Here is a 19,961-nt window from a genome sequence, read left to right on the forward strand (position 1 = left end):
GTACAGCAGTTTGGCAGAGGCGAAGGCTTGCCCCTTTTGCTCCGGCACACAGAGAACTACCTGAGAGGGAAAAGCGTAACGATGGCGCTCTAGTAACACAAAATCTGCTTAAATATAAGGTATGTGAGTGCTGTTGCCATGAAGCCAAAACTTGACCCAAACCAACTCAAACAGTTGCCCACCGAGGAACTCGTTGGCTTGCTGGTGCAGCAACAGCTTGTAATTGAGAAATTGCAACAAGAGATAGAAAGGCTCAAAGCTATCCAGAAACTGGATAGTCAAGCAAGTTCAAAGCCCCCTTCAACGGACTTGTTGTTCAAACCGGAAAAACTAAAAAAGCTGAGGGACAAGAGCGCTGGCGACAAGAGTAACAGTAGTGGGGACAAAAGTGCTGGCGCAAAGAGCGACAAACCGAAACGAAAGCCAGGAGGACAACCCGGTCACCCGGGTAAGACCCGTTCATGTTTTGGGCGAGTAGATAGATACTCAATTCTCAAACCCAAAAAATGTACTAGCTGTGGCTGTGTAGAATTTGAGGAAAATCCAGCATCAGTGCAGCGGCAGCAGGTCGCGCAACTGGTAGCACATCCGATAGAAGTAGTCGAATACCAAAGGCAAACCTGCCGTTGTGCCTGTTGTGGTCAGCTGACAGCAGCGCCTTGGTCAAAAGACATTGTGCCAGGACAAGACTTGAGTGTGAGATTGCAAGCACTACTGGTGTGGTTGGGCAACTATGGACATCTGTCTTATGAAAAGCAGCAAGAACTACTGTGGGAACTGGGCAAGATTGAGATAGGGGTAGGAACTCTTAATGCCACAAATGCTCGGATGGCGGATGCGGTGAAGGAAAGCGTTGACGGCTTACGAGAGTGGATCAAACAGCAACCGTTGGTTCATGTGGATGAATCTCCTTGGCCAGTGTTGGGTCTCAAAGAATGGTTGTGGGTGAGTGCGACACAAGAATGTTGTCTATTTCATCCGGGTGATACCCGCTCACGAGCTGAACTTATCCAACAGTTGGGGTCTAGGTTTGATGGTGTAATCAATAGTGATGATTACAGTGCCTATAATGGCTACGAGGTCAAGGCACAACAGAAATGTGCGAGCCCATCTTTTGCGTCACTTCAAAAAAGTTGTGAAATTGAGCCATGGTAATAATCCAGCTTTAGGGCAAGCGTTCATTGAACTGATTGAGGAAGCCTTTGCCCAGCATAAGCAATGGCGTCAAACTCAAGACTCTACCTCTTTCTTTACCTGGGCGGCCTCTTTTAAGCTGCGAGTGGCGCTGACTATACAGGAATGGATAAGTACAGCCGGATATGAATCGGGCAAGTTACTGCGTTCTTTACGGGATAAAGCCCAGCAATGGTGGTACTTCCTCGACCACCCAGAAGTGCCACCGGACAATAACCTGGCGGAACGTTCTTTGCGTTTGGCGGTGACAAAACGTAAAGTCAGTGGTGGGTCTCGCTCAATGAAGCGATTTCAACAGACGGCAGACTTATTGAGTGTGGTACAGACTTGTCGGCGGCAAGGACGGTCGGTGATTGAGTTTTTTCAAGCCGCCTTGGTAGCTCAAACCGAGTCGGGGCAATCTGTGTCACTGTTGCCTGAACCTGTCCCTTGAAACCTAGTTGTCTGTGTTCGAGTGATTGAACTCGACCAGGTTACACACTGGCAAACTGAGGCTCCATTCCTACCCATCATCCTGAGAGATGGGTGGTATCAGCCTGATGCTGGGGTTTTGAGCCTGGGCGCACTCGCCGATATGACTTAATTCCCTTTCCCCACTTACTTTTGCACGGCTCGTACACCCAGGCTGATTGATGAGCTAAACACAGACCTGAATCCTTACTGTTAGGGAATAGGCAACAGGGAATTCTAAAAAGAGTAGGGGTACGACATGTCGTACCCCTACAGATGGTGGTTCAATAGTAAAGCAAGCGTAACGGAAGTCCTAAGGAAGTCCTAAATGCTGATTAATTCGTCTTACCCGCGCAGGGATTTTCTTTCGCGGCACAAGGATTCGCTTTACCTGCACAAGGATTCTCTTTAGCAGCACAAGGATTCGCTTTACCCGCACAGGGGTTCTCTTTACCCGCACAAGGATTCTCTTTAGCAGCACAAGGGTTCTCTTTACCCGCACAGGGATTCGCTTGAGTTTCAGTCCCGCCTTCGGGTCCAGGTTTAGCGGCACAGGGGTTACCACAGCCCGCTGCTAGCCCCAGACCTAGAATAGAGGCAATGGTGAGTGTCGCAATGTAGTTAACTTTCATTCTCTTATGGCTTCTGTGATACAAGAATTGGTACGTCATCGCCCAGAAATCTGCCGGGGCTTAGGCAATACTTAACCCTAATAAACTTAAATTATCCTTAAAAACAGCTTGGGATTCGCTGAGACTGGGGTCAACGATTGCTGGTTGGATGAGGGAGGTTCAGGATAAACCGAGATTTTCTCAGGAAAAACTCAGATTTTCCCTAAATTAATTTGTCAAAATTGGCGGTATGGCGAAACCTGATAAAAAATTGCCCCTGATTATACTCTAGCTATAAAATAAATGATGAAAAGTAGTGATTGGTTAGTAACAGAGAATGGAGACTGTCTAGCCTGTAATCTCCAAGAGAGTGAAACATATACAGGCTATTATCGACTTTATCGATTTCTCACCGATGTAGAAGATATTCTCGAATCCACCAAAGATGATCGCCAACGCCTAGAAAAAATTCGCCCGTTAGTCCGCCGTTTACTGACGAGTTCCTACTGGTTACAGGGGGAATATCGCGAACCGAATCCCGATACAGGGTGGTCTGTCTTGATGCTGTATGATGAACCAGAGTTCTCCTTAACCGTGCAGACGGTGGTTTGGTTACCCGGACGAGTCTCTCCAATTCACAATCATGCGGCGTGGGGAGTGGTAGCGTTAATTAGTGGTGAAGAAAAAAATACATTTTGGCGACGGACTACGGATTCAGAATTTCCCGATCGCATCGAAAAGGTGGGTGAACAGATTCTGGTTCCTGGCGATATTATCAGCTTTATGCCTAATGCGATTCACCATGTAGAAGTGATGGGAACCGAACCCACGATTACATTTAATCTTTATGGAAAAACGGATTATCAGCAACGATTTGAGTTTGATCCGATTACTCACACCGCTAAAAACTTTTAATCTGGCGTGGCACAGCTAAAATAGTACGAACCTGAATCAGGGCGGGTTTTGTTGTTCATTTATCGGTGAATATCTGAATTGAATGGCTAAACCCATCCCTACAGTGGTTAAACCAAGCCCTAGAATTTAGGCGTTGACTTTATCCAACAGATTAGACGCGATGAATTCCCATTCTTGGCTCAATTCACCGTTAAATTGTGACTGTCCACTGCGTCTGTACCAATAATTGGCGTTGCTTAAGTCACCTTCTTCGCGATGAAGATAAGCATGAACCCATGCACTATCACTATCGCTGGCATTCTGCACGATATCATGCGCTCGGTGCCAATCCCCTCTTTTGTCATACCACAACGCTTGCAATGCTTTGGGTAATTGAGAAGGACATTTTTCCTGTTTCGCCGTTAATTGAGTAAATTCATCCAATATCATAGTTCTCATAAAATCCCACATTTATGCTCATCAGCTTGATCTATTATAAAATTTGTTACTCCATAAGACAAATTACATCGATTCTCCCAAACTATCGCGGATTTACCGATAGCGACTTAATGACTATTGCCACAACTGTAAATCCGCTTACAATTGGCTATTGTTAGACTGAAAAGTCTAAGTAATTGGGGTGAGTGCGTTGTGGGGACAACTTGAATCTTATTTTGGTCAACTTGATGCTCAATGAATTGAATCAGTAGATTATTGAAGTAGCTGGCAAAAATGTAACTATGAACGAACAGAAAAAAGACCCACTGGAGGTCGTGGGTCGTCTAGTCTAGTGCAACGCCTTTATACTACCGACTGTAAAATGGGGGAGTATTGGTCTAGCTCACAGTGTTCTAGTGATTTTAAAGTGACCTGGTGCGATCGCGATATCACAGAACTTGTTTCCTCACTCCCTTGACTGCTGTACTGGCGTTGCGTTGACTGGTGTTGGGATGCACCGAATTAAGGAGAGCGATCGCCATAAACCTGTTCAAAGTGAGCATCAATCGGTTCGCAAAAGTTAGTCACGCCTTGGCTGAGAGCCGACATCAGGACTGGTGTTGCTAGAATCGCCGGAAGTAGGGGTGTCCCTGCTAAGTATTCAATCACCTGAGAATAAGAGCCATTGAGCAATTCTTGGCGAAATTCCGGCTTACAAATAACCGCACGGCATTTTTTGGCTAAATCGTCTAACCATCGAGCATTGTCACTTTGGGGTTGTTGTCCGGCTCGAATCGCGAGTGCGATCGCGGCGTCTTCTAGATCCCCCTCACAATCCTCAATCGCATCCAGCGCTTGCATCGCTTCGGGGTTATGGGAAAGCTGAGAACGGAATCGGGCAATTTCTTGAGAGGTCACAATAGTCATAGTTTATTTTGGGCAACTTACCCAGCTTGGAATAGCTATAATCAGATCTTGCACCATTCTCAGTAAGCCCGAAAACCTGTCCGGAGTTCCTCAAGGCAATTGCTCTATTAAACGCCCAGCAACAGATCACCAATATCTGAACCATTAAGCTGGCGGGCGATTGCCAGTCGAGCTTCCAGTTTGGCAACACTGAACTGATTCCGCAAGTATTCCAAGTTAGCTACAGCGTTCGCCTTTTGATTGGTTAGCCGCATTACAGTGTTGAGGGCGTGCTGATATTCCAAATTCACCTCTAGTAGCTCAAATCGACGCGCCTTGCGTTGAGAGTCATTTTTTAACTCAGAATCGAAGGCAATTTGCTTGTCAATACTGGCTTCTAGGCGATGAATATTAAGTTGCACCGCCTGAATTTGCGAATCCAAATCATTAACAGTTTGAGCGGCTTGTGCGATCGCGGCGGGGTACTGACTCATGTTCATCGTAAATCTTCCTGTATGAAAGTATTAATCCGGACAATCCTTGATCCGGTTATCCAAGCTAAACAGTTAACTGACTACGCCACCCATTCCGAAGCTTGGGAGTTGACTGTCTTGGTGGCTCCATCCAGGGAATTCCTCTGAGGCTGAGGATTTGGGGCTTTCTCTAAAAGGTTGACTTCAATATTCACCTCGACTAAATATGATCCCGATTCGTCCCCCACGGCTTGGGCGATTAAACTGGCAAAATCCGGGCGTTCTGCGGTGATTGGGTGGCGTAGGATGCGTTGTTCCCACTCGTACTCGGCGTTGGGGTTGATGCTGAGGATGTAATGCTTAATCATGGCGACAATCTTGAATGGTTTAGGGGTCAGGCGTTCACGGCGTAAAATCTTTGATAGTTCCATTGTAGTACATTTGTACTGTAATGGCGAGGGGTTTTGGGGATTGGAGGTGTAGGGGCGGGTTTCACTGATAAGCTGTTATGCATTTAAATTGGGAATGGGTAGCGAGCAAGATGCTCGCACTACAAGAAGAAACACAACGAAACTAGGAAACAGGAGCTACTAAACCAAGCACAAAACCTACGAGATCGCGATTGAGACCTGCCTTTTTGCCTTAGCTCCACGAATGAAACAAACCTTTCAAACTATTAACTCACCAGAGCAATCCAATAGTCAGAGACAAAACCCTCCTGTCCTGTTTCCCATTTCACGTAAGGGTTGCCGCTTGAAAAACCAAAATCAACTATTATGCCAGTTGTGCCTTCTTCAACGGGTCTTTCAAGAGGCCTGTCACGATAGCCAAACTCTTTAAAGATTTTTATCTTAGCTATCACTTTTTTATTTAAGTGAGTTTTGTCCATAACAGGCGGCATAGATTGTGTCTAGCCATATTGGGGGGTGTGTTTTTCCATTGTATAGTAGTAGACACATCGATTAGAACTGTCCGAACCATGGTAGAGACGTTGCATGCAACGTCTCTACTATTTAGGATTGCTATAGTCTATTCCATCTCAGCATACTCTGCCTGAACGTCCTGGTGACCATGACCATTCGAGTGACCATTGGACAATGATTGCGTCGGTAAGGTGTTATTAAACCAGAGCGCTTGCTGAGGCACTGAAAGCAGGATTCCAGCTTCATCAAATGCCGCTTTTAGACGACGGCGAAACTCTCGCGCTACTTCCCATTGTTTCAACGGCTGGGTTTTAATCCACACCCGAATAATAAAACCGCGATCGCCAAAATTATCGACCCCTAAAATGTCGGGTTGATCCAGGATACGCTCCCGCCACATTTGGGTCATAAGCATCTCGTGTGCCACCTGTCTGACCAAATCCAATGCTTTATCAACATCGGCTTGATAGGTAACGGGAATATTTAAATCTGCCCGTGACCAATTACTCGAAAGATTTCCCACAATTCTCACTTCACCGTTGGGAACCGTAATTAATCGCCCCTCAGCATCCCGCAACTGAGTAATCCGGAGGTTAATCATTTCCACAAACCCGCCAACATCTCCCACAGCAATAACGTCACCAACAGCATACTGATCTTCTAAGAGGATAAAAAAGCCATTGATGGCATCTTTGATCAAATTTTGCGATGCCAAAGACAAGCCTAAACCGATGATCCCAGCGCCAGCTAACAGGGGACCAATGTCAATCCCAATTGCCGCTAGCGCCACTAAAAGTCCGATCGCACTAAAACTCAAGGTGATAATATTTTTGGTTACCCCAGACACCGTTGACACACGCAACTGCGATCGCTGGGCGCTTTCTGGCGTCAGTAAATGATTTCTGACAATGGCAGATGAGAAGCGATCGGTTAAGGCATAAGATAGCCGGATGATCACGTAGGTTCCCAAGCCGACAATACCCACACGCACGGGAATTCGGAAACTGGCAAGGATTAATATCTGTAGGGGTCGTGTGTAAGGAAATAGACTTAAAATAAGTAGACTTCCCCCCACCCAGATAACCCCTTGCGTCAGTTGCAGCAAGCGATGTAAAACTTCTTTGACATTTCGCTGTTGATTTTGGGTAAGTTGAGTGGATATTGGTTCGGCGTTCGATCCAGAAGGCTCTAACAGTTGTTTGGAACGTTTTAAGCGGCGTTCCCAACGATAAATGAGTAAGCTGGCAACAATCATGGCTACGCCAGTACCAACGGCAACTCCTACTCGATCCGTCAAAACAGCAGGTTGCCGTTCCTGTTTTGCCTGGGGTAGTTGTTGTTCGAGCTGTTCGATAATTTCGTCGGCTCTAGTCTCTATCGGCACTCCTGTGAGATCAGCATCTTGATTGGTAACGCTCATCAAACGAACTTCTTTGAACCGATTGTCTTGCTCATCTAGCAGAGAGACGTAAATTTCAGGTAAACTGCTTGGTTGGTCTAATTCTTTGCGAAACTCTAATTCAGCGCTCTCATTTTTGAAGTAAGTCTGGCTGATATCCTGTAACCGTTGTTCAATTTCTTGAATGCGTTGGGGTAACTCTGATTTAGGTGCGGCAATCTCAAATAAACAGCGACCATCAAGTCGAACACAACCCGAATCAGCGGTATCCTCTGATTGCTGCTTGAGAGGATTCGGAGTCGGTAGGTTGACATCGGGTAAACCGGGTATCTGAGCCTGAACTGGAGAGATAACCCAGCCCGCTAACGCAATTGATCCGGCAATTGTCCAAGCTGAAATTCGCATTTTCCTCATCCTGATTGTCTACTTGTTATTTTTCTTAACAATTCAGTATTCAGTATATAGACTAAAAAAAAATTTAACAGTAGCCAATTTGGAGTAAAACCTTGCAAAACGGGCAAAATGACTTTGTTTAAGCCGGATACCCAGTCCTGATCAAAAAAAGTTATGGCATTTGAGCAAGTCAAAAGTAAAGATTAACAATCGCAACTTTTGAGTTATCCTCTATCTGAGGAGATAGTTTTAGGGAAATCTCTCAATCCGCAGAAAATCCATCAAATCTCTATTTCATTGAATTGATGTGACGATATATACTCATGCTCAATCGGCTTTTACCGGAAGCCGTCACTGAAGATGTATTTAAACAACTCCATCAAGAGTTGTCAATCGATGCCAGTTGGACGATTAATTATGTTGTCCTCACGATTAGTTCTTGTCTGATTGCCACGTTTGGTCTGATTAGCAACAGTACTGCTGTCATCATTGGTGCGATGATCATTGCTCCGTTGATGCTACCCTTACGGGGATTAGCGTTTGGGGCGTTGGAAGGAGACTTGATTTTATTTCGTAAAGCTTTAGGAGCGATCGCGGGTGCGGCAATCATAGCATTAGTTCTCTCGTGGCTGACGGGACGGATTGCTGGGATTCCCGAATATGGTTCAGAAGTGCTGTCTCGCACCCAGCCGAATTTAGTAGACTTGGGGATCGCGGTGGTAGCAGGCGGGATCAGTAGTTTTGCCAAGACTCGCGAGCGTATCAGCGATGCCTTAGCCGGGGTAGCGATCGCGGTTGCCCTAATGCCACCCTTATGTGTGGTTGGACTGTCGCTGTCTCAGGGGATTTGGTCCTTTAGCTTAGGCGCATTTTTACTGTATGTAACCAATCTTCTCGGTATTACCTTAGCCTGTATGCTGGTGTTTATTGTAGCAGGTTACACCAAAGTCAATCACGCCTTGAGCTGGACATTTGGCTTCACCGCCCTCCTCTTCCTGCCGTTGGGTGTCAGTTTTTGGGAATTAGCCAGACAAGCTCGACTGCAAGCCACGATTAATAATACCCTGGTACGGCGTGTAGAGGCGGGTTTAGGGACAATTGTAGGGGCGGGTTTAGGGACTAAATTCAGATATTCACAGATAACGGAAAAACAAAACCCGCCCTGATGAGATGGGAGGCATTTATAGCGCTCAAGCGCAACTACGAATATTGGGTTATGGCAAATAGGCTAAGTTAGTTAAGATGACAATGCAAATTTAGATAACATAAACCAAATCCATGACAGCAACATCTACTGCGCTCAAACACGAAGTCAAAGACCTATCCCTAGCCCCCGGAGGCAAACAGCGGATCGAATGGGCTGGACGGGAAATGCCCGTTTTGCGGCAAATACAGGAGCGTTTTGCTCAAAATAAACCTCTGGCAGGAATTCGCCTAGTTGCTTGCTGCCACGTTACCACAGAAACCGCCCATTTAGCGATCGCGCTGAAAAATGCGGGGGCTGATGGGTTGCTAATTGCTAGTAATCCCCTGTCTACTCAGGATGATGTCGCGGCTAGCTTAGTCGCTGATTACGGGATTCCTGTCTTTGCTATCAAAGGGGAAGATAACGCCACCTACAACCGCCACGTTCAAATCGCCCTGGATCACAAACCCAATTTGATCATCGATGACGGGAGTGATGTCACAGCCACTCTGGTTAAGGAACGGCAACACCAGATTGGTGATATTATCGGCACCACCGAGGAAACCACCACCGGAATTGTCCGCTTGCAGGCAATGTTCAATCAGGGAGTTCTCACCTTCCCCGCGATGAACGTCAACGATGCTGATACCAAGCACTTCTTTGATAACCGCTACGGTACAGGACAATCCACCCTCGATGGTATTATCCGCGCCACCAACATTCTGCTGGCTGGGAAAACCATCGTCATTGCAGGTTATGGTTGGTGTGGCAAAGGTGCGGCAATGCGGGCGCGAGGTATGGGCGCGAATGTCATTGTTACTGAAATTGACCCGATTAAAGGGATTGAAGCCGTCATGGATGGCTTCCGGGTAATGCCGATGATTGAAGCCGCTTCCCATGGTGATGTGTTTATTACCGTTACCGGAAACAAGCACGTCATTCGCCCAGAACATTTTGAAGTGATGAAAGATGGCGCAATGGTGTGTAACTCCGGTCACTTCGATATTGAAATTGACCTGAAATCCTTGGCAGAGTTATCCACGGAATATCGGCAAGTTCGCAACTTTACCCAACAGTATTTCCTGAAAAACGGCAAATCTATTATCGTATTGGGTGAAGGACGTTTGATTAACCTAGCCGCCGCCGAAGGACACCCCAGTGCGGTGATGGATATGAGCTTTGCTAACCAAGCTTTGGCGTGTGAATATCTGGTGCAGAATAAAGGCAAACTAGAACCCGGTCTACATTCGATTCCGACTGAGATTGATAAAGAAATTGGACGGCTGAAATTGCAGGCAATGGGTATCTCACTGGATACCTTAACCACTGAACAAGTTGAGTATATGAACTCGTGGACATCAGGAACCTAGTTCGGAATTTTTCGGGTGTGGTAAGCTGATGTGCATCTCATACCAAGTTGCAGTCTAATGTAGAATTTGTCATGCTGAGCGTAACGGAGTGTAGCGAAGCATCTGTCCAGATTCTGACGCTCGTTCCTCGCTATAGCTGCGCTTCACGCTTCGCTCTTCCTAGACATGATAGAACCCAACTCGGTATCAATAGACAAGAGTGAGATTGTTGTCAGGGATGCATTAATTCAATTAGATCCTCGACTTCTTGAAGAGGTCGGGGATCTCCCGAATTCTGGGTGCTAATTCTTAATTTTTATTGTATCGAAAGGGTTCAAAAAAATGGCTCGACTTTCGGTTGAACTACAACGTTATTTTTTTGAAGAAGATCGACAGCCTCAGGTGAGACTAGCAGATATTCTGTCTTTCGCGGGGGAGCGAATTTTTGGGTTTTTGTTTGTAATCCTGTCGCTTCCCTCAGCGTTACCCGTTCCAGCACCGGGTTATTCGATCCCCTTTGGCATTGTCATGCTGATTTTAGCCTTTCAGCTAATCATTGGTGCTAAACGTCCCTGGTTACCCCAGAAAGTGATGAATGGCAGGATGAAACTAGAAACGGTGCAGGGAGTGGTTAAAGGGGGGATTCCTTGGTTAAAGAAGATTGAAGCGATCGCGCGTCCACGTCTACCCTATCTCTGTACCAGTCTAACGGGTCGTGTAGTAATTGGGGTGGCAATTGCACTCATGTCCATCTCGATGATGATTCCCATTCCCGGAACCAATACCTTGCCCGCGATCGGTATTTTTGTCACAGGTTTTGGCTTAATTGAAGATGATGGGGCAATTAGCTTAGGCGGATTAGTTATTTGTTTACTGGGTGGAATTCTTTCAATTTCTATTTTACTAGCCGTTTGGTTTGGCGGTGCAAGTTTACTGGATTGGCTCAAAGATGTTCTGCGTTGAACAATGCTAGCTAAAATAAATAAAAATGTAATTTGCTGTTCTCCCTTTAACGAGCCATGTCCCAAATTCAAGAACTCGCTCCTTACCCAGATATCTCACAAGATGTTATCTTTCCCCCTGGTGACCTCTATAGTGATGAACCTCCCTGGGAAACTGAACTACATCTGCGACAAATTATCTTACTCCTCAAAAGCTTAGAATGGCTATGGCGAGATAGAAATGATTTCTACGTCGCTGGCAACCTCACTATTTACTATAGTCCCCGTCAACGCAAATCAGAAGACTTCCGGGGACCCGACTTTTTTGTCGTGCTAGACACTGAACGGAAAACTCGCAAAAGTTGGGTCGTCTGGAACGAAGATGGCAAATATCCAAATTTGATTATCGAAATCCTTTCTCCTAAAACGGCTGATACAGACAAAGGATTTAAGAAAAAACTTTACCAAGATACCTTTCGTACCCCCGATTACTTTTGGTTCGATCCAAATACATTAGAATTTGTCGGATTTCATTTAGTTGATGGAGACTATCAACCCCTCGAACCGAATGCTCAAGGACAATTGTGGAGTCAGCAGCTTGGTTTATTTCTAGGAATTCATCAGAATCAGTTGCGTTTTTTCACTCCAGAAGGGAAACTCGTCCCGACACCTGAAGAAGTTGCCGAACGCTACGCCGCCAAACTGCGAGAATTAAATATTGATCCCGAAACCCTTTAAGTAGGGTTTGCTGTTGGGAGTTGTGAGGTGAGCAGGAGATGGGGAGATGGGGAAATGGGGAGACGCAGAAAGTGTATAAGCTGTTCGGCATTTAAACCTTAATATCAATAATGGCGTAATCCTTGTAGTGCGTTTAGCGAAGCCATGCCGCAGGCTTTAGCGAAGCCATGCCGCAGGCTTTGCATCTTGCTCGCTACTAATACCCAATTTAAATGCATGACAGCTTACATAGACAGATCCCCGACTTCTTCAAGAAATCGGGGATCTTGCTTAAGGCTGTACCTCATAAACCTGAAATCTGCTGTATCTGTTGCCTGTTGCCTATTCGTTAAAAAACAGAAAATTTAACTGTTATAAGGCGGTAAATTGGGTCCCACCTCAGCTTGGACATTGACATCCCGAACCCCTCTAATTTCCCTTGCCAAAGGTTCAATCCGTTCCAGATTATCTTGAGTTTGTATGTATCCGGTTACTGTAACGATTCCCTGATTAGCCTGAATCGCTAGTTGAGAGGTTGGCAGGTTAACCTCTAACTTACTCCGCACTTCACTTTGTACATTACGATCAGAGCGTTCCTCTCCTTCTCTGAACAGATTGTATCGTTGCTCCCGCGCCCGAATGTCAGCATTGGCTTGCGCTCGGCGGGTGGGGTTCGTTGCATCGCTTTTATTTTTTAACACGGTGTCCAAGTCTGGAGGATTACCAACCTCATTAATCGAATCAGGAGCGCTAGTACTGGTTCTAGCGACATCACCACAGGCGGAAACTCCTAATCCTAAAACACCGGTCAAGCATAAGAGTGTAAACTTATTCATTTTTTCTGTCCTCTTCGACGGCAAATAATCAGTAAAGATGTATATCAATCCATCTCAATTCAGTTCCGGTTCTCGATAAACCGTTGATCTAGACATCTGAGCATGAGGATCATCAACAGCCGTAACGGGGAAATCGGTATTTATCCCATCCATCTCTGGAGCATTGTAAATTCCCACTTCTTCGATTCCTCCATCTTTAAGTAGAGAAATTGCCTGACGAATTTGATCATCCGTACCTTCAACAATGACCAAAAAATCACCCCGTAAAAATCGTTCATGATACGCTTTGGCGTGTTTCTTGGGAATACCTAATCCAATCAGTGCGCCCAAAAGTCCACCACTAACCGCACCAATTCCTGTCCCGGCTAAAGTTGTGGCTACAGCAGTCCCCAAAGCGTCTGCTAACATGATTGGACCAATCAGAGGAATCGAAGCAGCACCCACACCGACGAGTACGCCAGTTACCAATCCAATGACACCACCGACAACAGCGCCATTCCCCACCTGTTTCGCCGCTTGATTACCCTTGCGAGTCTTCCTATCCGTATCGTGAAGCGACTCCTCTTCTAATTCTCGGGTAATCACGGTAACCTGATCCAGGGGAAAATTAGCCAGGTTGAGTTCCTGTAGTGCTTGCGTCACCGCGTCTCGGTTTGTAAAGATACCGATCGCCCGTTTGTGTTGATGTAAAGCCATTGTTCTATCCTTCTACACGCTAAAGATGAATTAGTCTGTTTTAATTTATAAGTAAATTTTATCATTTATCGGATCTTGTTTCCTCAATCAATAGGTGTAACTTTAGTCTCTATCCATAGAAAGAAGAAGAAGGAGGTTTATGCACTATGAACTCCCTGTTCCCTGTTCCCTTAACGAATGACGAATAAATTTATTACCACAGAACCACTCGGTAAAGGAGGTGAAGGCGGAGAACAAAAAGCCTGGGACGCCGTTCAGAAAGCATTTCGCGATCGCACCTGTATCGGGTATTGGCGCTATCCTATATTTTCCAAGGTGGGCAAGTCTCGCAAGGAACCCGATATCTTGATTGTGGACGCCCAACTGGGTTTAATCGTGATTGAGATTAAATCTGTCACCATTGACCAAATTCTGGCAATTACAGGTCATCGCTGGGAATTCCAAAACTATTACACCACCAGCAGCAACCCTTACCAACAAGCAGAAAATCAATTATTCTCACTCTTGGGGTATTGCGATCGCGAACCGATATTGCGCCGTAAAGTCACAGGGCGGGCGTTAATTTGCCTTCCTTTAATTACCGAGGCTGAATGGTACCAAAGCGGCTTCTACCAACTCCCTAGCTGTCCGCCAATTATCTTTCAAGATAATATCATTTCCTGGACTTTTCTAATCAAACGGATTCAGCAAACCTCTCCAATTATCAAAGGAACACCTCTGAATAACCAGCAGTGGAAATTACTGCAAGCGGTGATTAGTGGTACACCTGTTTTTCGGAAAAAACAACACCTGAAAGGACACAGAAATGCCATCCCAAAAACCATTAATGGCACGCCTCAACAAACCCGTGGTAGTATTCTGGCACAAGTAAGCCAACACCTATCTGAATTCGATTTAGCCCAAGAACAAATCGCCAAATCCATTCCTCCGGGTCCCCAACGGATTCGGGGGATAGCAGGTTCCGGGAAAACCGTATTACTCTGTCAAAAAGCCGCCCACATTCACCTCAAGCATCCCGACTGGAATATTGCCCTAGTTTTCTTTAGCCGCAGCCTCTATCACACCATTATTAGCCAACTGGATAAATGGTTGCGTCGCTTTAGTAGTGGCGAAATCAGATACGACGCCAAAGGTCATCGCAAATTAAAAGTTCTCCACGCTTGGGGAGGGAGAAAACAACCGGGATTTTATAGTACCCTTTGCCGACACACAGGGGTAAAAGCGCTTACCGTTAACGATATAGAAACCAAGCAACCGCATCAGGCATTAGCTGAAGTTTGTCTCAATCTTTTACAAGAGACAGCGATTCCAAAATTATACGATGTTATTTTAATTGATGAAGGTCAAGATTTAATCGTCGATGACCCACTAAAATTTGAGGGAAAACAACCCTTTTACTGGATGGCATATCAGGCATTACGCCCCGTTGAACCCACCCAACCAGAACAACGGCGGTTAATTTGGGCGTATGATGAAGCGCAAAGTTTAGAAAGCTTGAATATTCCTAATGCGAGTGAATTATTTGGCGAAGACTTAGGGCATTTAGTCACCGGACAGTATGGGGGAGGGATTAGAAAAAGTGAAACTATGTATCGGTGTTATCGTACCCCTGGGGAAATTATTACCGCCGCCCATGGGATTGGCATGGGATTATTACGACGGGGGGGAATGTTAACCGGAATTACCCGAATTGAGGATTGGCAAGCGATTGGCTATGAAGTCACGGGAACGTTTCGCCCCGGTCAACAAATTACCGTGAGACGCCCATCCGAACATTCACCGAATCTAGTCTCAAAACTTTGGCAGGGTTCTTTATTTGAGTTTATTGCCTATCGATCGCGTCAGGAAGAATTAACCGCATTAGCCGATAACATTGTCTACAATCTTCGCTATGACGGACTTAAACCGAGTCGCGAGATATTGGTCATTGTTTTAGGGTTGGGGTTGGAAGCAATGCGACTAGAAACGGCGGTGGCAGAGTTTTTGATGTCTCAGGGAATTGATATTTATCTTCCTAGTGCCATGGATTGCAATATGCTGCACATTGATAAAGATCATCGTGATCCAAATAAGTTTTGGTGTGAGGGTGGCGTTACTGTGTCTCGTATTCATCGGGCGAAAGGAAATGAAGCGGATATGGTGTATGTGGTGGGGTTAGATAATGTGGCAAAAGATGAGAATAATCTGCAATTGCGGAATCAGTTATTTGTAGCATTAACGCGGGCAAAAGGGTGGGTGAAATTGAGTGGCGTGGGTTCTTATCCTTTGTATGAGGAAATGTGGCAGGTGATGCAAAGTGGCGATACGTTTACCTTTACCTTTCGCCATCCGCCCCAGCGAGAGATTAGTGTAACCGATGTTGGGGAAGTGCGATCGCGCTATCAGAGTGGCGGGAGAAATTTTCAGAATGCGGAGTTAGCCGGGGCGCAGTTAGCGGGGGCGGATTTGCGGAATGCGAATTTAATTGGCGCGATACTGCGGGGGGCAAATTTACAGCAGGCGCAGCTAGATGGGGCAAAGTTGGTGATTGCGGATTTGAGTGAGGCTGACTTGAGTGAGGCGAGTTTACGCAAGGCGAAGCTAGTGGGGGCGAGTTTGAAGCAGGCGCGGTTAAGCGGGGCGGATTTGAGTTGGGCGAAGTTGGGGAATGCGGATTTAAGAGGGGCGGAGTTAGTAGGGGCGACGTTGGTGGGGGCAAGTTTGAGTGGGGCGGATTTAAGGGAGGCGGATTTGACGGGGGCGAATTTGGATAAGGCGGATTTGAGTGAGGTGAATTTCGAGGGGGCGAGGATGCCAGATGGGAGTATTTGTAAGACTAATTGGCGTGAACTATGACAGGGTATGGTAGGGGCGGGTTTCACTAAAAAGGTTGCGCCGCTTAGAATTCACGCTGGTAAACCCGCCCCGATTTAATTGTAAAATCTATGCCACCATTTTAGCTATGTCAGTCCAGTAGTTTGTGTTACTCGTAACCAAAAATGTATAACTATGATATATTAATATTTTTCTCACTGTCAGATTTTGATTCATCAATTTCCCCTTGTAAATCAGCTTCTCCAAGGTGTCGCTGCCCAGTTTTGTCTAAAACTTCTAAATGAGCGGCTTTGCCGTAGTGTAAATTATCGACGTACCAATATTTACCTGTAGAGATTTCGCAATAAACCACTCTATTATCATACCTAATTCCAGTTCTTTTGAATCTTTTAGTATCTCGTAATATAGTTTGCTCATCCTGAGGAGGAACAGTAGAAGATTCATCATATTCTATTTTGCTTAATTTTAGTTTTTTCTCTAGCCAATTCTCAAGAGCTGCTTGATTGTCAAGACTATCTAAATCAATGGATTGAGTTTCATCATTGTTTTTGATTATAGAAATTAAACAACATTTATTAATGTCGGGATGGGCAATTATAAAGCTAGAATTGGTAAAATTAATCACTAAATAAGTTATGTAGCTGTTTTGAAATTGCCTTTCAGCCACTTCTGCTAATGAAGTGTTTCTGACATCTCGACAGGATTGAGGTGTAAAGTAATCGAAATAATCATTTAGAGAATGGACTTGTTCTTTACGCCATTCTTTTGCATTCAATTTATTAAAAACGATATTTTTAAAAGCTAGCTTCAGAGACTTATCTTTGATTTGATTTAAACTTTGCTGGAAATTAGAGCCTTTAATAGCATCATAGTTAACAAATAAATTACTATCTTCTTTATAGATAATCTTCTGTTTTGTTTTTTTATTGAGTAAATCAAAAATAGATTTAAAAATTATTACTGCATCCTTAAACTCGGCATCTGTTAAATACTGACCTTCTAGAGACACTTCATTAATAAATATTTCCATTTTATAGTCCAAAAAGCCGTTCAAAATCTTTATCCATTTGGTCAAAAAAGCCTTCGGGCCACTCCTCAATACCACCATCAGGCTGCACAGGAATTTCTACAACTGGCGGTTCAGTTTTTTGCTGAAAATATAGTATCTTCAAATCTTCATGATTCAAAATTCCATCTAGAACTGCTATTCGCAAAGCATTCAAAATATGATCGCTGTGGGATTCAACAAAAACTTGTACACCACAGCTACTTACTTTAGCTAAAAATTTAGCCAGTCTTGATTGTGCTTTAGGATGTAAATGTGCTTCCGGATTTTCGACAATTAATATTTCACCTTGTTTGGCAATTAATGCTGAAACAATAATCGGTAAAACACAATGATATCCAAAGCCAATGTTAGCAGGTCTAAAACGATCTTTTGATGAACTTGAATTCATTAATAGTTCAAGTATATTACTTTCGGAACTCTTAATTTCTACCTTTGCTCCATCAAAAATGTTATTCAGCCATTCCTCTGTTTGAGTTGCTAACGTTTTGGCATCTTCTCCTAAACATAGCTCATCGTCAACTAGATAATCTTTATTTTTTTGTAGTAAATTAGCTGTAAATTCACCTTTTGGTCCTACATTGGGAAATTTTGTCAGAGTGGATTTAAAATAAAATTCTTGGGGTCCCACACGGTCTGCTGATATGTAATGAATCCTGTCGAAATACAAAGATTTATATACTTTGGAATCTATTTTAATATTTTCACCTTTTGCATTTTCAAAAACTCTCATGCCTGAAACAGGTAATAGTTTTGACAATGAACAATAGCTATTAATTTTTTCCTCTTGAATGATAGATATAAAGTTAAATTTATTTTGATGCACATCTTGATTAAATTCATTGTTTTTTTTATAAACTGAATTATGTTTATATGGCATACTATTGTGTTTATTGCCATCAAATCCTATAACCTCATCATCAAACTCAATCTTACTTATTTGAGCGACCATATCATCTTCATAATTTTCAGTAAAATGATATTGAGCTGATCCAACTATTTTAAAATTATTACTGTTAGATACTTCTATATTATCTTCATACAAGTATCTAAATATAATGGACTCTTCTCTTGATATGTTACTGTTTCTAATTTCATTAAAACTACCTAAGTGTACACAACTACCATTTAATACAAGTTGGGCAGCATTATCATTGTGTTCGATGGATTGTCTCATTAAGAGTAAGGATTGGAGCATGGTTGATTTACCACGTCCATTAATCCCTGTCAGTAAAGTTAACTGCCCCAAAGGAAATTCTGTTTCTTCCCTAAAGCATTTAAAATTTTTTATGATTATTTTTTTGAGCATTTTTTATACGTCTCCTAAAATTTCTTGAGCTAGCTTAAACCTAGTATACACCTTGGCTTTACCGCTCGTGGCAGATTTTATAGAATCGAGATAATCTTGATTTTCTAGTAATTTAATAAAATTACTTTTAATCGCCTCTTTGTGTTTTTCTAAAAACTCATCATTATTTATAGAGAAAAAATAAGATACAGATTCAAAAATTGCAATGTTTATTCTTGTCCTTCTCTGATCTGCACCTGTAGGCAAACGAAAATTTTTATTTCTAAAGAAATTAAAAGTCAACTTCATTACTCGCTCAAAATCCTTTTTCAACGCTTTTATTTCTTCATCTGACATCAGATTTATCTTTTTCATTGCCTTTTCTACAAAATCACCCAAATCACCTTGATAATCTTTTGCATAGTCAAAAATTCTAAAAGCTAAATAGCGCAAAATAATTTCTCTATCTTTCATCCTTTCGGGTGAAATTCCCTTGTCAATGGCTTTCCTGAAATATTCTTGTTCTGATAACTCTTTAAGCAAGTTTGTTGATTTACCTGAAAAAATACAGTTTCTCACTTCTTGACGACTAAGGTTTGTTCCCCCCGTGTTAATTCTGTTGAAAATATCATAAACAACTTTAACGGGAACGGAGGGCTTTATGATATACAAATTAAGCTTTTTGTCTTCAATCCTTGTTTGATAGTCACCTGGTAATTCTTTTAAGTCAGTGAAATTAGAACCATTTAATTTAGGTAAAGCTTCTAAACCACTTAACTTAAATGTATTATTAACAAAATCATGTAAAGTTGTAGTACGTTGTAGTCCATCCACAACAATGTACTTGCCCTCTTCTGTTTGATTTACATACCAAGGCGGAAGTGGAAAATTGAGAATGACAGACTCAATAAATTTGCTTTTTTGCTCTAACTTCCAAACTCTAGGATTGCGCTGAAAATCCGGATCGATAATAAGCTTACCATTGTCATATTTTCTCATTAACTCGAAAACTGTCTGAGGATCTTCTCTAATGTCGATATCGGCTTTAGTTGGGTCATAGGGATACAATCCACCACTATCACCACTATCTTCTTCGGCAGTATCCTGATCAGTAACAATTACGTCGCTCTCTTGTGCTACGCTATCCATTTTTCTCTTACGCCTGGTGAGCTTACTTGTCAACTCTTAACTATTTTAGGAGAATACACTCATATCAACCAGAATGCATGAACAGGACAAGAATGCGATCGCGCCCTAACTTACCTTCATCTTAATCTGAGCCATCCACGCCGCCGTGCCAAACACACCAGCCAAAAGCGCCGGAACACTAAAATCCGCATCCAGCTTCTCCCAATGCAACCCATCCCCCGATGGCGTCACTTCAACC

19 protein-coding genes and 1 pseudogene are annotated in these 19,961 nt (G+C 43.7%); 7 read left to right on the forward strand and 13 right to left on the reverse strand.

The features are described 5' to 3' along the window. The first annotated feature begins 123 nt into the window (after positions 1 to 123). Positions 124 to 1,627 (forward strand): annotated as a pseudogene (tnpC, locus tag RH949_RS02430) (IS66 family transposase). A gap of 352 nt (positions 1,628 to 1,979) precedes the next feature. Here the strand turns inward: tnpC and RH949_RS02435 are convergent. Further along, positions 1,980 to 2,276: a hypothetical protein gene (locus tag RH949_RS02435; RefSeq protein WP_446351804.1), complete on the reverse strand. Its 297-nt coding sequence runs from the start codon at positions 2,274 to 2,276 to the stop codon at positions 1,980 to 1,982. Between the two features lie 285 nt (positions 2,277 to 2,561). Here RH949_RS02435 and RH949_RS02440 point away from each other — a divergent pair, with 285 nt between their 5' ends. After that, entirely contained in the window at positions 2,562 to 3,170 is a 609-nt protein-coding gene (locus RH949_RS02440; protein ID WP_446351815.1) for a cupin, read from the forward strand. A gap of 126 nt (positions 3,171 to 3,296) precedes the next feature. Here the strand turns inward: RH949_RS02440 and RH949_RS02445 are convergent, their stop codons facing one another. From RH949_RS02445 to RH949_RS02470, 6 genes are all read right to left on the reverse strand, one after another. Continuing rightward, on the reverse strand, positions 3,297 to 3,599 hold the full coding sequence (locus tag RH949_RS02445; protein WP_044207465.1) for a hypothetical protein: 303 nt from the start codon (positions 3,597 to 3,599) through the stop codon (positions 3,297 to 3,299). Between the two features lie 510 nt (positions 3,600 to 4,109). Next, on the reverse strand, positions 4,110 to 4,514 hold the full coding sequence (locus RH949_RS02450; protein WP_006101499.1) for a hypothetical protein: 405 nt from the start codon (positions 4,512 to 4,514) through the stop codon (positions 4,110 to 4,112). Between the two features lie 107 nt (positions 4,515 to 4,621). Then, positions 4,622 to 4,993, reverse strand: a complete 372-nt coding sequence (locus tag RH949_RS02455; RefSeq protein WP_006101408.1) for a hypothetical protein — start codon at positions 4,991 to 4,993, stop codon at positions 4,622 to 4,624. A 74-nt stretch (positions 4,994 to 5,067) separates the two neighbouring features. Next, the gene (locus tag RH949_RS02460) at positions 5,068 to 5,334 is read right to left on the reverse strand and encodes a hypothetical protein (RefSeq protein ID WP_044207467.1); all 267 of its coding nucleotides are present in this window, start codon (positions 5,332 to 5,334) and stop codon (positions 5,068 to 5,070) included. A 308-nt stretch (positions 5,335 to 5,642) separates the two neighbouring features. Beyond that, positions 5,643 to 5,867, reverse strand: a complete 225-nt coding sequence (locus tag RH949_RS02465) for a hypothetical protein (RefSeq protein ID WP_044207470.1) — start codon at positions 5,865 to 5,867, stop codon at positions 5,643 to 5,645. Between the two features lie 128 nt (positions 5,868 to 5,995). After that, a complete protein-coding gene (locus RH949_RS02470; protein ID WP_446351805.1) occupies positions 5,996 to 7,693 on the reverse strand; it encodes a mechanosensitive ion channel family protein in 1,698 nt (565 codons plus the stop codon). 311 nt (positions 7,694 to 8,004) lie between these two features. On the opposite strand from RH949_RS02470, the gene RH949_RS02475 reads away from it, so the two are divergent. The 4 genes from RH949_RS02475 (at position 8,005) to RH949_RS02490 (ending at position 11,895) form a co-directional block, all read left to right on the forward strand. Then, positions 8,005 to 8,847 (forward strand): DUF389 domain-containing protein, encoded by an 843-nt coding sequence (locus RH949_RS02475; RefSeq protein ID WP_446351806.1) that lies wholly within the window; start codon positions 8,005 to 8,007, stop codon positions 8,845 to 8,847. Positions 8,848 to 8,959: 112 nt separating this feature from the next. Beyond that, positions 8,960 to 10,237, forward strand: a complete 1,278-nt coding sequence (gene ahcY, locus RH949_RS02480) for an adenosylhomocysteinase (RefSeq protein ID WP_006101399.1) — start codon at positions 8,960 to 8,962, stop codon at positions 10,235 to 10,237. Positions 10,238 to 10,558: 321 nt separating this feature from the next. Continuing rightward, on the forward strand, positions 10,559 to 11,179 hold the full coding sequence (locus RH949_RS02485; protein WP_446351807.1) for an exopolysaccharide biosynthesis protein: 621 nt from the start codon (positions 10,559 to 10,561) through the stop codon (positions 11,177 to 11,179). Between the two features lie 56 nt (positions 11,180 to 11,235). Beyond that, positions 11,236 to 11,895 carry a Uma2 family endonuclease gene (locus tag RH949_RS02490; protein ID WP_446351808.1) on the forward strand — a complete coding sequence of 220 codons (660 nt, stop codon included), beginning with the start codon at positions 11,236 to 11,238 and terminating at the stop codon, positions 11,893 to 11,895. Positions 11,896 to 12,239: 344 nt separating this feature from the next. On the opposite strand, the gene RH949_RS02495 is transcribed toward RH949_RS02490, so the two are convergent. Then, positions 12,240 to 12,710, reverse strand: a complete 471-nt coding sequence (locus tag RH949_RS02495) for a BON domain-containing protein (protein ID WP_446351809.1) — start codon at positions 12,708 to 12,710, stop codon at positions 12,240 to 12,242. 54 nt (positions 12,711 to 12,764) lie between these two features. Further along, positions 12,765 to 13,406 (reverse strand): general stress protein, encoded by a 642-nt coding sequence (locus tag RH949_RS02500; protein ID WP_446351810.1) that lies wholly within the window; start codon positions 13,404 to 13,406, stop codon positions 12,765 to 12,767. A gap of 177 nt (positions 13,407 to 13,583) precedes the next feature. Here RH949_RS02500 and RH949_RS02505 point away from each other — a divergent pair, with 177 nt between their 5' ends. Next, positions 13,584 to 16,241: a pentapeptide repeat-containing protein gene (locus RH949_RS02505; RefSeq protein ID WP_446351811.1), complete on the forward strand. Its 2,658-nt coding sequence runs from the start codon at positions 13,584 to 13,586 to the stop codon at positions 16,239 to 16,241. A 151-nt stretch (positions 16,242 to 16,392) separates the two neighbouring features. On the opposite strand, the gene RH949_RS02510 is transcribed toward RH949_RS02505, so the two are convergent. The 4 genes from RH949_RS02510 to RH949_RS02525 all read right to left on the reverse strand — a co-directional run bounded on the left by RH949_RS02510 (position 16,393) and on the right by RH949_RS02525 (position 19,954). After that, entirely contained in the window at positions 16,393 to 17,250 is an 858-nt protein-coding gene (locus RH949_RS02510) for a hypothetical protein (protein ID WP_446351812.1), read from the reverse strand. 1 nt (position 17,251) lies between these two features. Further along, the gene (locus RH949_RS02515; RefSeq protein WP_446351813.1) at positions 17,252 to 18,595 is read right to left on the reverse strand and encodes a DUF3696 domain-containing protein; all 1,344 of its coding nucleotides are present in this window, start codon (positions 18,593 to 18,595) and stop codon (positions 17,252 to 17,254) included. Positions 18,596 to 18,598: 3 nt separating this feature from the next. Continuing rightward, on the reverse strand, positions 18,599 to 19,723 hold the full coding sequence (locus tag RH949_RS02520) for a DUF262 domain-containing protein (RefSeq protein ID WP_446351814.1): 1,125 nt from the start codon (positions 19,721 to 19,723) through the stop codon (positions 18,599 to 18,601). Positions 19,724 to 19,828: 105 nt separating this feature from the next. Continuing rightward, a complete protein-coding gene (locus RH949_RS02525; RefSeq protein ID WP_446351816.1) occupies positions 19,829 to 19,954 on the reverse strand; it encodes a DUF2442 domain-containing protein in 126 nt (41 codons plus the stop codon). Between the last annotated feature and the right edge of the window lie 7 nt (positions 19,955 to 19,961).

Origin of the sequence: Coleofasciculus sp. A1-SPW-01 (assembly GCF_040217205.1) — a bacterium.
GTDB lineage: Bacteria > Cyanobacteriota > Cyanobacteriia > Cyanobacteriales > Coleofasciculaceae > Coleofasciculus > Coleofasciculus chthonoplastes_A.